Source organism: Lysinibacillus sp. NPDC093210 (assembly GCF_044753985.1).
GTDB lineage: Bacteria > Bacillota > Bacilli > Bacillales_A > Planococcaceae > Lysinibacillus.
Window position 1 is genome coordinate 1,050,789 of the sequence record NZ_JBIVOE010000001.1, and the last position, 12,516, is coordinate 1,063,304.

Annotated in this window: 14 protein-coding genes; 1 reads left to right on the forward strand and 13 read right to left on the reverse strand. The window is 37.1% G+C overall.

Going from position 1 to position 12,516, the window contains the following annotated elements; genetic code table 11:
* Window positions 1–51 precede the first annotated feature (51 nt).
* The 5 genes from ytpR to ACIP9C_RS05225 all read right to left on the reverse strand — a co-directional run bounded on the left by ytpR (window position 52) and on the right by ACIP9C_RS05225 (window position 3,830).
* The gene (gene ytpR, locus ACIP9C_RS05205; protein ID WP_401009085.1) at window positions 52–666 is read right to left on the reverse strand and encodes a YtpR family tRNA-binding protein; all 615 of its coding nucleotides are present in this window, start codon (window positions 664–666) and stop codon (window positions 52–54) included.
* Window positions 663–1,487, reverse strand: coding sequence for a DUF1444 domain-containing protein (locus ACIP9C_RS05210; protein ID WP_401009086.1), 825 nt, complete (start codon window positions 1,485–1,487; stop codon window positions 663–665). The genes ytpR and ACIP9C_RS05210 overlap by 4 nt, the downstream gene beginning before the upstream one ends.
* Window positions 1,488–1,560: 73 nt before the next feature.
* A complete protein-coding gene (locus ACIP9C_RS05215; protein WP_401009087.1) occupies window positions 1,561–2,079 on the reverse strand; it encodes a hypothetical protein in 519 nt (172 codons plus the stop codon).
* 94 nt (window positions 2,080–2,173) lie between these two features.
* Window positions 2,174–2,695: a DUF84 family protein gene (locus tag ACIP9C_RS05220; protein ID WP_401009088.1), complete on the reverse strand. Its 522-nt coding sequence runs from the start codon at window positions 2,693–2,695 to the stop codon at window positions 2,174–2,176.
* Between the two features lie 58 nt (window positions 2,696–2,753).
* The gene (locus tag ACIP9C_RS05225; protein ID WP_401009089.1) at window positions 2,754–3,830 is read right to left on the reverse strand and encodes a M42 family metallopeptidase; all 1,077 of its coding nucleotides are present in this window, start codon (window positions 3,828–3,830) and stop codon (window positions 2,754–2,756) included.
* Between the two features lie 166 nt (window positions 3,831–3,996).
* On the opposite strand from ACIP9C_RS05225, the gene ACIP9C_RS05230 reads away from it, so the two are divergent.
* Window positions 3,997–4,311 carry a hypothetical protein gene (locus ACIP9C_RS05230; RefSeq protein ID WP_173477578.1) on the forward strand — a complete coding sequence of 105 codons (315 nt, stop codon included), beginning with the start codon at window positions 3,997–3,999 and terminating at the stop codon, window positions 4,309–4,311.
* Window positions 4,312–4,371: 60 nt separating this feature from the next.
* On the opposite strand, the gene ACIP9C_RS05235 is transcribed toward ACIP9C_RS05230, so the two are convergent.
* The 8 genes from ACIP9C_RS05235 to dat form a co-directional block, all read right to left on the reverse strand.
* Window positions 4,372–4,812, reverse strand: coding sequence for a hypothetical protein (locus ACIP9C_RS05235; protein WP_401009090.1), 441 nt, complete (start codon window positions 4,810–4,812; stop codon window positions 4,372–4,374).
* 163 nt (window positions 4,813–4,975) lie between these two features.
* Window positions 4,976–6,202 carry a carboxylate--amine ligase gene (locus tag ACIP9C_RS05240; RefSeq protein ID WP_401009091.1) on the reverse strand — a complete coding sequence of 409 codons (1,227 nt, stop codon included), beginning with the start codon at window positions 6,200–6,202 and terminating at the stop codon, window positions 4,976–4,978.
* A 100-nt stretch (window positions 6,203–6,302) separates the two neighbouring features.
* Complete coding sequence (locus ACIP9C_RS05245) at window positions 6,303–7,331, reverse strand: PTS sugar transporter subunit IIC (RefSeq protein WP_401009092.1); 1,029 nt, start codon at window positions 7,329–7,331, stop codon at window positions 6,303–6,305.
* Between the two features lie 476 nt (window positions 7,332–7,807).
* Window positions 7,808–8,671, reverse strand: a complete 864-nt coding sequence (locus tag ACIP9C_RS05250; RefSeq protein ID WP_401009093.1) for a YtnP family quorum-quenching lactonase — start codon at window positions 8,669–8,671, stop codon at window positions 7,808–7,810.
* A gap of 21 nt (window positions 8,672–8,692) precedes the next feature.
* On the reverse strand, window positions 8,693–9,340 hold the full coding sequence (trmB, locus tag ACIP9C_RS05255) for a tRNA (guanosine(46)-N7)-methyltransferase TrmB (RefSeq protein ID WP_401009094.1): 648 nt from the start codon (window positions 9,338–9,340) through the stop codon (window positions 8,693–8,695).
* Between the two features lie 77 nt (window positions 9,341–9,417).
* A complete protein-coding gene (locus tag ACIP9C_RS05260; RefSeq protein WP_401009095.1) occupies window positions 9,418–10,371 on the reverse strand; it encodes a diacylglycerol/lipid kinase family protein in 954 nt (317 codons plus the stop codon).
* Window positions 10,372–10,374: 3 nt separating this feature from the next.
* The gene (locus tag ACIP9C_RS05265) at window positions 10,375–11,382 is read right to left on the reverse strand and encodes a nuclease-related domain-containing protein (RefSeq protein WP_401009096.1); all 1,008 of its coding nucleotides are present in this window, start codon (window positions 11,380–11,382) and stop codon (window positions 10,375–10,377) included.
* Between the two features lie 201 nt (window positions 11,383–11,583).
* Window positions 11,584–12,438 (reverse strand): D-amino-acid transaminase, encoded by an 855-nt coding sequence (dat, locus tag ACIP9C_RS05270; RefSeq protein ID WP_401009097.1) that lies wholly within the window; start codon window positions 12,436–12,438, stop codon window positions 11,584–11,586.
* Window positions 12,439–12,516: the final 78 nt, after the last annotated feature.

Here is a 12,516-nt window from a genome sequence, read left to right on the forward strand (position 1 = left end):
GTTATACCACCAGCTATTGGTAGTCTAACGATTCTTTTACAATTTATATAATTATCGAGTTGGTGTATCAAACGCGCTGCCAACTACCGCATCCTCAGGTAAAACTAAAATACCTTTTTCAGATGGCGCATTAGGAATGGCTAATTCACGCGCTGAGCATAACATGCCAAATGAATCAACACCACGTAAATTCCCTTCTTTAATAAGCATTCCCGAAGGCATTACAGCGCCAATTTTAGCAACAACTACTTTTTGACCAGCTTCAACATTCGGTGCACCGCATACAATTTGAAGTGTTTGTTCACCTACATTTACAGTACAAATATTTAATTTATCAGCATTTGGATGCTTCTCTTTTGTTTCTACGTAGCCCACAACGAATTTTGGAGTGAAATCTACATCAAGGCTAATTGCAGCGCCATTGCTTTCAATTGCGGCTTCAAGCTGTGCTACAAACTCTGGTGTAAGTTCAACATTACCTTGTGCCTCTACTTGAACATATTTGCTTGCATTAAATAAGTTAAATGCTTTTACTTCTCCTGTTTGTGCTTCTTTTAAAATTGCGATATCCCCAGCACGTACTACTTCTGTTTTTACAATCGCCTCTGTTGCCAATTGTACTAATAATACGTCTCCTACATGCTCTTTATTGTAAAATACATTCATTGTTTCTCTTGCTCCTTTTTTACTCTGTTTTTTGCTAGTATAAAGATTGGTTCAAGCTCCCCATCTTCATAAATAAATGATAATGACGTAATCGGTACTGTCCCTACAGCAAAGAAATGCATCGTCATCTGTGCTAATACATCATACCCTGTTTCATTACGAATATCACCTAGTATTAACACATCTTGATGAGGTACAGATACGGTCATATCGCCTTCAATTTTTGCTCGCATTTCTTTTAAAAAGTTTTCATTTAAAATACGACTGGCATCGTAGCCGTCATTTGCATTAACAAAATAAAAGACATTTCCTGCTACTTCATCTTTTTTATAGACGGTTGGTAGCTGCTTGACAGAAAATCGTGCCATCTCTCGAATTTGTTCCACTGTTAATTTTAGTGCTTCTAACATCGATTCATCAATAAAGCGATACGTTTTTCCTAAATCAAGCGCATAGAAAATACGTGTTTCTGCAGTATGATCTGTAGTGATAAATGCATGTCCTTCTTTTGAAGCTTTCGGGTACGATGTTGCACGAATAACCGGATAAATTTGCCCTGATTCTTTGAAGCCTCGCTCCTGCTCCTGCTCCATCGCCTTAAAAGTTTGCTCAATCGTGTAGACAACTTCTTCTACAGCTGCCTCTTGCTTTTCATTATATTTTGCTAAAATACCTGGTAAAGAGAGCTCCATCCCTTTGCCTATTTTTTTATGATTCAAGCGTAGTTTATCTTGCTTTTTGTCAAATTGAAAATCAAATTTTTGCTCACTTAACTGCTTTTTTAATAGGGACACAAGTTGCTCTGATTTTATTTGTTTCAATTAGCTCACGTCCTTTCTTCATAATGAAACGGCTCACATAATTTTGTGAACCGCTCTGGTCAAAACTATGCAATTATTTAATCTTAACCGAATGAACGATTTTCGTCATCTCATGAAGATTATTTTCAATATTTTTCGCTTGTGAAATAGTTGTCATCTTTACGCCACCACAGCTTACAATTAACTCAAATTCATCTTTGTTATCCGTTTTAGAAACAGCAGCAAAACCGAAAATACCATTCTTTTCATAGGTAGTTTCTTTAATGACTTTTTTTGAACTATCTTCTTTTAACAAATTATAATAGAGTTTACTATTGGCTTTTTCACGATCATTGATGAACAGAATATAAGAATCCATTCCTTTTGATATTAAAATATTATAAGCATCTGAACTATCATCAATTTTAAATTTTGACGGTAAAAACAATTGTACATGACCAATTTTGTCGGTATATGCTTCTGGCTCTTCTGCAAATACCGTTTCCGTTAATTGAAGTCCACTAGCAATTTGTTCATCAACCGATTGATTACAGCCAGAAAGCCCCAATAGTAAAAGCATTAATCCTAGTGCTTGTAGCCATACACGAGACATTTCTATCTTCCTTTCATTGCTAACTTTTTTCTATTTTAAAAAAATTCTAGATAAGTTGCAACACCACTGCACCATTCTCACTAGTTCTAAGACACTATTTCTGCGCTAATGTGAACAAATATTGTCCAATAAGTAGCGCGACAATATGCTCAAACATCGTCTGACGAGTCACAATACCTTGCGTAAAAATACCTACCGCTCCTGCTCCTTGACGAATATCCAATCGCTGAGTATATTGTTCCATTATAGGACCCAGCTCCTTGCCTGCTCTTATTTCCTGGGCAATTTCTTCTGGCAATATAATTTGTGCACCCGCAGCTGTAAATGTAGTCCCATCGGCTAATGTAAGAGCTCCCCAGTTACAGATGTACATATCACCATCAATTTCCGTAACGCCACCTTCTAGTCCAAAAGATAGCATAGCACCCGTAGCAATCGATGTATTCTTTGCGCGATTAATCGCACCAAGTCTTGTTTCTTCCGTAGTTATCGGTTGATCCGAAACTTGTGAAGGTGCTTTAAAATATGTAAAAGTTACTTTTTCAAAATATTGATTAACAATTGCTTGTACCGACTGGATTTTCGCTTTATTCGTTGTCCCAATAGCTATTTCCATTATAATCCCTCTTTCTTTGCATAGAAAAAGATGCCCTAATAGGCACCTTTTCTTTTACTTATACATTAGCGCGAATCGTTTCTAATGTCGAACGATCAGCTTTTTTCACTAATTCTACGATTAGTGCTTTGGCTGCAGCATAATCATCAATATGAATGATAGATGCTGATGTATGGATATAACGTGAGCAAACACCAATTACAGCACTTGGTATACCGTCATTAGATGTATGTACACGGCCAGCATCTGTGCCACCTTGTGATACAAAATACTGATAAGGAATATGATTAGATTCTGCTGTATCTAACACGAACTCACGCATACCACGATGTGTTACCATTGTACGGTCTAGAATTCGTAATAATGTCCCTTTACCTAGTTGACCAAATTGATTTTTATCTCCAGACATATCATTGGCTGGTGATGCATCTAAAGCAAAAAATAGATCAGGCTTTATCATATTAGCTGATACTTGAGCGCCACGAAGCCCAACCTCTTCCATTACATTTGCGCCTGAATATAAATGCGAAGCTAATTTTTCATCTTTTACTTCTTTCATTAATTCAATCGCAAGTCCACAACCATAACGGTTATCCCATGCTTTTGCCATAATTTTTTTCGGATTTGCCATCGGTGTGAATGAACATACTGGGATAATTGACTGTCCTGGACGAACACCGAGTGCAATAGCATCCTCTTTATTGTCTGCACCAACATCAATTAGCATATTTTTAATTTCCATTGGCTTTGAACGTTCAGCATCTGTTAGTAAATGCGGTGGAATAGACGAGATAACACCTGGAATTGCACCATTTTTCGTGTACACTTCTACACGTTGTGCCAGCATAACTTGGTTCCACCAGCCACCTAGTGTTTGAAAACGAATTAATCCATTATCAGTAATTGATGTAACCATGAAAGCCACTTCGTCCATGTGGCCTGCTACTAGAATTTTAGGGGCATCTGATACTGCACTATGCTTTACACCAAAAATGCCACCTAAATGATCTTGAACTACCTCATCTGAGTACTTCTGTAGCTCAGTTCGCATAAATGCACGCACCGCATGCTCATTGCCCGGAGCGCCAGGTAATTCAGTTAATGTTTTAAATAATTGTAATGTTTCCTCATTCATGATGACTCTCTCCCCACGAAGTAGAATTTTCTTCCTTGCTTATTGTATCATAATTATTTCAGAAGTCGAAATATTGATACATTTCATGAAAGTCCTTTACAATGAACGTGCTTTCCTTCTTTGTGCTATGCTAAAATAGAGCTATAGGAAAAGGAGGAAATTACCCATGAAATTACGTGATTTTTTAATTGGTGTTGCAACAGGCCTCGCCGCGGCAGTCATTATTAAAGAAGCTAGTGAAAAAGTTTCTCCGTATGTACCCGCAGGACAAGTACTTGAAAACATAAAAAAGGAATTTAAAAAGGATTCGCCAATAGACGGTTCTTGGATTTTTATGAAAACTGACAATTTCACAAATGGATTTATGACTATCCCTGTTTATCGTGGCGGTATTTCACGCATGCACGAGGGTGAAATGCAAACATTCGAGTTCGCTGCAGATGCACGCTCTGGCGTTGTCGTAGAATTGACTGAAGTCTAAACAAAACAAGTTAGAATAGCATGTGGACATTATGATGTCTCCACATGCTATTTTTTATAACTACATAAATTTAGTGAAGGGCTTGCTACTGGAGGGATTTAAATGTTGCTTCGCGGAATTACTCCCTCGCTTCGCGGAATCCTCTCCTTGCTCCGCGGAATTCACTCCTTGCTTCGCGGAATTCGTTCCTCGCTTCGCGGAATCCTCCCCTTGCTTCGTGGAATTCACTCCTTGCTTCGCGGAATTCGTTCCTTGCTTCGCGGAATTCACTCCTTGCTTCGCGGAATTCGTTCCTCGCTTCGCGGAATTCACTCCTTGCTTCGCGGAATTCACTCCTTGCTTCGCGGAATTCGTTCCTTGCTTCGTGGAATTCACTCCTTGCTCCGCGGAATTCACTCCTCGCTTCGCGGAATTACTCCCTCGCTTCGCGGAATCCACTCCTTGCTTCGCGGAATTCACTCCTTGCTTCGCGGAATTCGTTCCTTGCTTCGCGGAATTCACTCCTTACTTCGCGGAATCCTCTCCTTGCTCCGCGGAATTCACTCCTTGCTTCGCGGAATTCGTTCCTACCCGCACGTAGCAGAAATCAATGGCAGTAGTTGTTCTTCAAGCTTTTCTACAATTTAAAAGGAGGTATATGTGTTATACCTCCTTTTAATCAATCTTATTCTTCTAGACCTTTATTATTAAAATACTTTTTATATTTTCGATAATAATTTAAACTATTTAGTGTAAGTTTTACCCATCGCTTTGCATTCATGTCCTTATTAAAGTAAAGAGAATTTGTATACTTCCCTTCACGAATCAATTTTTGCGCTTCAAGCTTAAGCTTTTCGTTTGATGCGTATTTGAATAGCACGCCTTTCGGAATAATCATCCATAAATGCTTGTCCTCTACATAAGTTAACTGTTGCTCGATATTTAACATATGGTCATCCGCTACATATTTCATTAAATTATGTCCGCTTGCCGTTACATAATAGCTTGAGCGGCCGTTACGTAAATTAATTTCAAATAGCTTATATTGTTTATCGCGAATGTCGTATTTCATATCGAAATTAGCAAAGCCTGTATAGCCGATATCCTCTAAAAAGTGGCGTACTTGGTCCATGAGCTCTTTATCGTATGTCGTTACGATCGCTGCATAGCTTCCGATACCTTCTGGCGAATGCTCCTCTAAAATCGGGTTACCTAGGCACATTAGCTTGACTTTTCCGTCTTTTCCTACATATGCATTTAACACCCGCATATAAGAATCATCACCAGGGATGAATTCTTGAATAATCATTGTATCTTGATAAGTGGAGCTATAAATAGCTTTTAAAATTGCACTTTTTTCCGCTTCATCATGTGCAACAAACACCTTTTTCTTACCTGGGAATTTACATGCCCAATATTCTACTGAATTTGATGCTTTTATAATTATTGGGTAGTTAAAAGGTGGCGTGAAGTTTTCATAGTTTTTCGCAGTCACGGTTGTTGTACCCGGATATTTAAAGTTGTACTTCTCACACATTTTATAGAAATTCTCTTTTAATAAAATTTCATCCATTAATGATTCATCAATATATGGTACTGTAAAATGCTCCTGTAGTGCAGGTTTGTTTTTAATGATGAGCTTTGCATAATCATCGCCACAAGCAAGTAGCAGTAATTTTTTATCAGCATATTGTTTTGCGATTTGAGCAAGTGCTGGTGCAAAAACGTCCTGTTCATTTAAACGATCAATTTCTTTAAAATCCAAAATATGGCTATCTTGTGTTGCTGTTAAATGTGAACGTCCTAATACAAGTGGCTTAATGCCATATGCCTCATAAAATGCTCGTGCCATGCCGTATGCATTCATATCTGATCCTAATAATACTGGTAAAAATGGTTGCTCCGTTGCCATAATTTATTTCAACTCTCTTTTGTGTTTTAGTATAGCTTTTAGTGTATCATATTTTCCAAAATGTTCACGAAAAAAAAGCCCCTGAACGGAGACTTTTCAATTATTCATAATGCACCTTATAGTCTTCAGATGTAATCCATTTCAGTTTCATCGAGAAGATTCGTAGTAAGACAACATTTAAAAGAATCGGTAGAGCGATAAATAACGTAATAGCTATTGTTAGCGTATAAGGAGTCCAACCAACTAAACTTAAATACTTCAACGGGCCAACAAAGCCTCCTAGACCGAAGCCAGCGCTGTATGGTGTACCTACAATTTCAAAGAGCCCTGCTAATGCGCCTAATATTCCTGCAGTAATAATCATCGGGAATGCAATTTTTGGCTTCATGAAAAAATTACGCATTTGAATTTTTGCAGATGCAACATGTGCAATGGCAGTACCAATATTATTAGCCTTATAACTTGCAATACACATACCTACACCAGATGCACATACACCGAGATTTGCCGCACCCGCACCGATGCCTGATAACATAATTACAGTCGCTACACCTATTGTAGAAATTGGTGAAATAATTAATATTGAGAAAATCATAGCAATTAGGGAGCCCATCACCACTGGCTGTAACGTTGTTAAATGCTCAATAATAAGACCAACATATCCTGAGCCTGTACGCACATAGGGTAAAATGGCGTTCCCAATCAACCCAGGTACAAACATAGCAAGTGCAGGCATTAATAAAAGTGTAAAGTCTTTAAGTTTATTACCTAAAAATTGCACAAATAACACTGCTAAAGCTGTCGTAATCCCAATATTAATAACAACACCAATACCGGCAATTGTAATGCCTGCATCAGAATCAATTGTATATACACCGCTACCGACAAAAGCAGCTAGTCCAACGCTACATGTTTGGACAGGTGTTAATTTAAAGCAAATTCCTGTCATGACACCAATAATAACTGGTAGTAGACTCATAGCTAATACGGATGTATTCAAAATGATTTCTAACTGGGGCACATAGGGGATTATTAATTTTAATATCTCACCTACTAATGCATTCGGAATTAAACAAACAACTATCCCCATGCTCATACCAGTCAGTACATTATTGATAAAATTTTTCATTGTATTTCATTTCCCTTCTGTCAATCAAACGCTCTTTGATGTTATCTCAGTATATTAATATTAGATTAATCAGTCAATATGTAATATTCAGAATATTACATGTTAAAAATGGTAAACAGCATATTATATCACCACTAAGAAAGTAGTCGTTTTCAAATAGCTGAATAATGCAAAAAAATATTTTGAAATATCAACAAAAAAATCAGACTGTAGGTAAACTCAATGATATATGTAATTAGTGACTACTTCCGTTCATTTTCACTGAGTGCGGACGCTTTCTGCGGGAACAGCACAGTAGAAAATCCGTTTTTGTGGCGCAGCGCCACAAAAATTAGTTGGAGCCTTGACTACGGAAAGGGAGTATCAACGGCTTCATACTTTTTTACATAAAAAAAGCCTATAGACAGCCCCTCATTTTGGGGGCTTGCCTATAGGCTTTAGAAGTGCTTACGTATTAAGTCAACGTGTCTTATTGTTTAAAATGTAATAACAGCTTGTCTGCTACGTTCTAACTTATCAACAATTTCCTTGCCAGTCTCATCCCATTTAATCATACGGTAATACGCATCATGGTAGAAAATAAAACTGTAGCCGTTTGCTAAAGCTTCTTTCATAAGACGTTCTTTTGCAAATACACTCGTCATCGGATAATCATCATATGCTAAAACCCATAATGGATTTTGGTGCGCATGTGTTGGCATAATATCTGCCATATGCAACATAACTTCACCATTTTGGGTTAACTTAATAATAGCATGTCCATCACTATGTCCACCTGTGTGAATCATTTCAATGCCCGAAGCAACCTCTAATGTACCTTCATACGTTTCGACTAAATGCTGAACAGGCTCCCAATTTTCTTTCCAATACGTATTCTTAGAGCGAATATTAGGCTCACGCATTTCATCCCATTCAATTTTTGTTACATATATTTTTGCATTAGGGAATGTAGGGACTAATACTTCATCTTCCCATTGCGTAAGACCACCAGCATGATCGAAATGTAAATGCGTCATTAATATTGCATCGATATCAGCTGTTGTTAAGCCTAGCTCTTGCAAACTATCAGCTAGAGTCGATTCCTCTGTTACGCCATAGTTTCGCAATTGCTTCTCATTTAATTTGTTAAAACCAACACCCGTATCAATAATATAGTTTTTCCCATCATATTGAATTAAGATAGGCTCTGTAGGTAATTCGATTTGATTGTTTTCGTTTACTGGATATTTGCGTGACCAAAGTGGTTTTGGTACTACGCCAAACATTGCACCGCCATCAAGGCAAGTGACACCCCCGTTTAGCCATGATAATGACATATTGTGAAACTGTAACTGATCCATCCATACTCCCCCTACTATTTACTATTTTTTAATAAATTGCGATTCTAAACGATAAATTGGCTGTCCTTTAGCAGAAAATTTCTGCTCATATTCTGTCATAACATTATCTTCTGGCATATTTGCATGTAGGTCGAGTGATACATACTTCAATAACATACCATATTCAGACATACTAATTAACGAATACTCAAACAGGACACGGTTATCCGTTTTAAAATGAATTTCCCCATTATCCACTAGAATCGACTCATATAATTTCAAAAAACCCTCATGCGTTAAACGACGCTTTGCATGGCGTATTTTCGGCCAAGGATCTGAGAAATTCAAATACACGCGATCTACATCATTTTTTCCAAAAAATTTATTTAAATCTGCGCCATTTACTTTTAATAAACGTAAATTCGCTGGAGATTTAGCTTCTAATATATTTTCTAAAGCGCAAACAATCACGCTATCATATAGCTCAATACCAATATAATTAATATGTGGATTTTGTATGGCCATTCCTGTCACAAATTGACCCTTCCCAGTACCTACTTCAATGTGTAATGGGTGATCGTTATTAAAAACAGCTTGCCAATTTCCTTTAAAGTCTTCAGGATTTGGAATAATCACCTCTGGATGATTTGTAATCATTTCCTCTGCCCAAGGCTTATTTCTTAATCTCAATTTTCTTCCTCATTTCTTAATAGTGAAATTATTGATTTTTTATTAGTATAACGTAAAAACGTCACATTCGCATGAAATTATTGCGAAATGACGTTTTTTGATTTTTCCAATGTTATACATTTCCATGCATGTTGTTGCACTGTACATCGCACGACCGCATCTTGCCCAATCGCTCCAATATAATTTCCATCAGTATGACAATCAACGCTATTTGCATGCACAACAATCTCAAATAGCTCGCTTTGTAAAAAAGATATTTCTCGAAACTTTGTATGCTTTTCAAAAAACACAGTGGCGAAAATTAATAGCAGCTTTACTCTTGAAATATTGTGAACAATAGTTAATTCAACTTTGCCATCATCTGCTTTAGACATAGGTGAAATTTTCATACCGCCACCAAAATACGGTTGATTGCTTGTAGCAACAAACCAGACATTTTGAAAGTGAAGCGTTTCATTTTGAGTAAGAACTGTCACATCGAAACAAGTAAAGCGAAATAGCCCTCTAACAACTGCAGCAGCATATGATAGCTTTCCTAGTCCTATTTTATTGAAATAGTATTTAAGACGCGACTTATTTATTTGCCTTGTGACATAGGCATCAAAGCCTATGCCTGCATTATTGACGAACACTTCATGTTGAATAGCTCCTACCTGCAGCTTTCCGATATCCATCGTAGTGGAAGGCATCTCAGTTTTCACATATGTTTCAATCTGTTTCGCATTTTTAAATGTTTGAAAATAACGTGCAAAATCATTACCAGAGCCTGCACTAACAACGGCAATAACGACTAAATTATTATGTACAATGCCACTAACAACTTCATGAACGGTGCCATCTCCGCCAACTACTATAATTAACTTTTTTGTTTGGTCATTTTGCGCCCATTGCTTAGCAATTTCTTGACCGTGCCCTTCATATTGTGTGAGCGCGACTTGATAGTCAATGGTTAAATGCTGTTGTAGTCTACTCCAAACAATTTTACCTTTTCCGTTTCCTGCACACTCATTAACAATAAATAATACACGCATTTGTTAGTCCTCAGCTTTTGAAGATGTCTGTTGCCAAATATCACGATTAAACGACGTTGTTTGCACGTTATTTAAAATTGTTTGTGCTGCTCGAATTTGCATATGTTTCATAGGTGATGAAACATTTTTCAATGCCTGCATCCATTCATTATAATTACGGCGATCGACTAATTGAACACTAAAAGATGAACCAGGGTAATCGAAATAACCATTACGTGTTAATATGACCTTGCGAATCGGCATATCTATTTGGTCTTGTTTAAATAACTGTGTTAAGACAGATTCCATTCTGCTTAAACTAATCATCGGGTTCAGTATTTTAGAATCCTTTGTTCCCACTTTTTTCACCCAGAAGCGTTCACTGCCGCCTACGTACACCGCCTGATTCTCTGATTCAAGCACAGTAATACAAATACACTCTGTTGGTGACATTAACACAACATCTAGCTCGATTGGTGCTTTTCTCACCTGTAAAATCGGGTAGTAAAAAACTAAATAGTTATCTGGTAAGTTTTGTAGCAATGTACGTAACAAAGAATCACGCATAAATCGAGGGTCTACATACGATTTTTCTCGCAAAGTGGAGCTTGCCCATTTCATTTGAAAATGAAAAAATTGGTCAATAAACATCCGCTTCAATTCATGGATGGACTGAGGCGCGTAAACAATATTAGGTTCAAATGATAATGTTGTTTCTTCTTCCGGAATTACATCTTCCTCATTGGCAAACTCGTTCGTAATTTCTACTTGCTCAATATCTTCTTGTATCTCTTCTTTTTGGCGCCCTGCAAAAATCTTTTTAAATAATGAGAAGCGCTCCTTTTCTTCAAATGAATCATTGTCTTTTTCATTCTCAGTATGTTGCCATTCGGTAATATCTTCTCCTAATTCCCATTGACGTTTAATACGCTCCCATTGACTTTTTTTTAAGCGCACAAACTGTGTTGGATATCTTGCTAAATCAATTTGATAACGTGAAATATAATCTTGTATTTTCACTAATTGTGCCATGTTTAGGTCACTCCAATCTTACTGCCCCATATCAACTTTACCTCATTGTCGGCTTTTACTAATACCAATTAAAGGCTCTATCCTTTTTATTTTACATGACGTTTCAGGAGAATACATGCATATTTTGTTCTATAAAAAAGAGCTAGCCTAGCAACTCGACTATTAACCAAGTTTTAGGTAGCTCTTTTTAATTACTTGCTGTTATTTGGCGTTGATTGAAAGTGGTAATTTCGCCTCAAATGCTTTTTGTAATTTACGAGTCCATTCTCCAGGAACACCTGCACCAATTTGACGACCATCTACATCGATAACGGGTGTTACTTCAGATGAAACGGATGACACGATAATTTCATCCATTGATAATAAATCGCCTTTCGTCATAGGCTCTTCAATAACAGGTAAATTAATTTCTGCTGCACATTTTAAAATAACTTGGCGTGTAATACCATTTAAGATGTAGTTATTTGCTGGGTGCGTATAAAGTTTACCGGCTTTAATACCATAAACATTAGCAGATGAACATTCTGTTACAGTATCTCCACGGTGTAAAATTGCTTCATAGCAGCCTTTTTCAGAAGCCTCTTGCTTTGCAAGTACCGCTCCAAGTAAATTTAAAGACTTGATATCACAACGTAACCAGCGAACATCTTCTACCAATGTTGCCTTTACACCTTTTTCAAAATTTTCAATTGAACGCTCGCCAGCTTTAACATTACCTGTTAGGACAGCTGGTACACTTGCATCCGGGAAAATGTGGTTACGAGATGTTGTACCACGTGTAATTTGAAAATAAACATGACCTGTTTCTAAGTTATTTTTTTCGATTAAGTCATGCAGTAATTTGTGTAAAACGTCTTTTGTATAAGGAATGACAAGACGAATTTTTTCGGCACTAGCATAGAAACGATCAATGTGTTCTTGTGCTGTGAACATATTTCCGTTATAAACTTTAATTACTTCATAAATACCGTCACCAAATTGGTAACCACGGTCTTCTGGTGAAACTGTAATAGATCCTTCTTCAACGATTTGATCATTCCATAATGAGTATGCCATGTTCATACATCCTTTTCATTTTTGAGTTGTTTTTCGCATTTACAGGTACGGTGTTTCCCATTACACAATAAAGTAAGA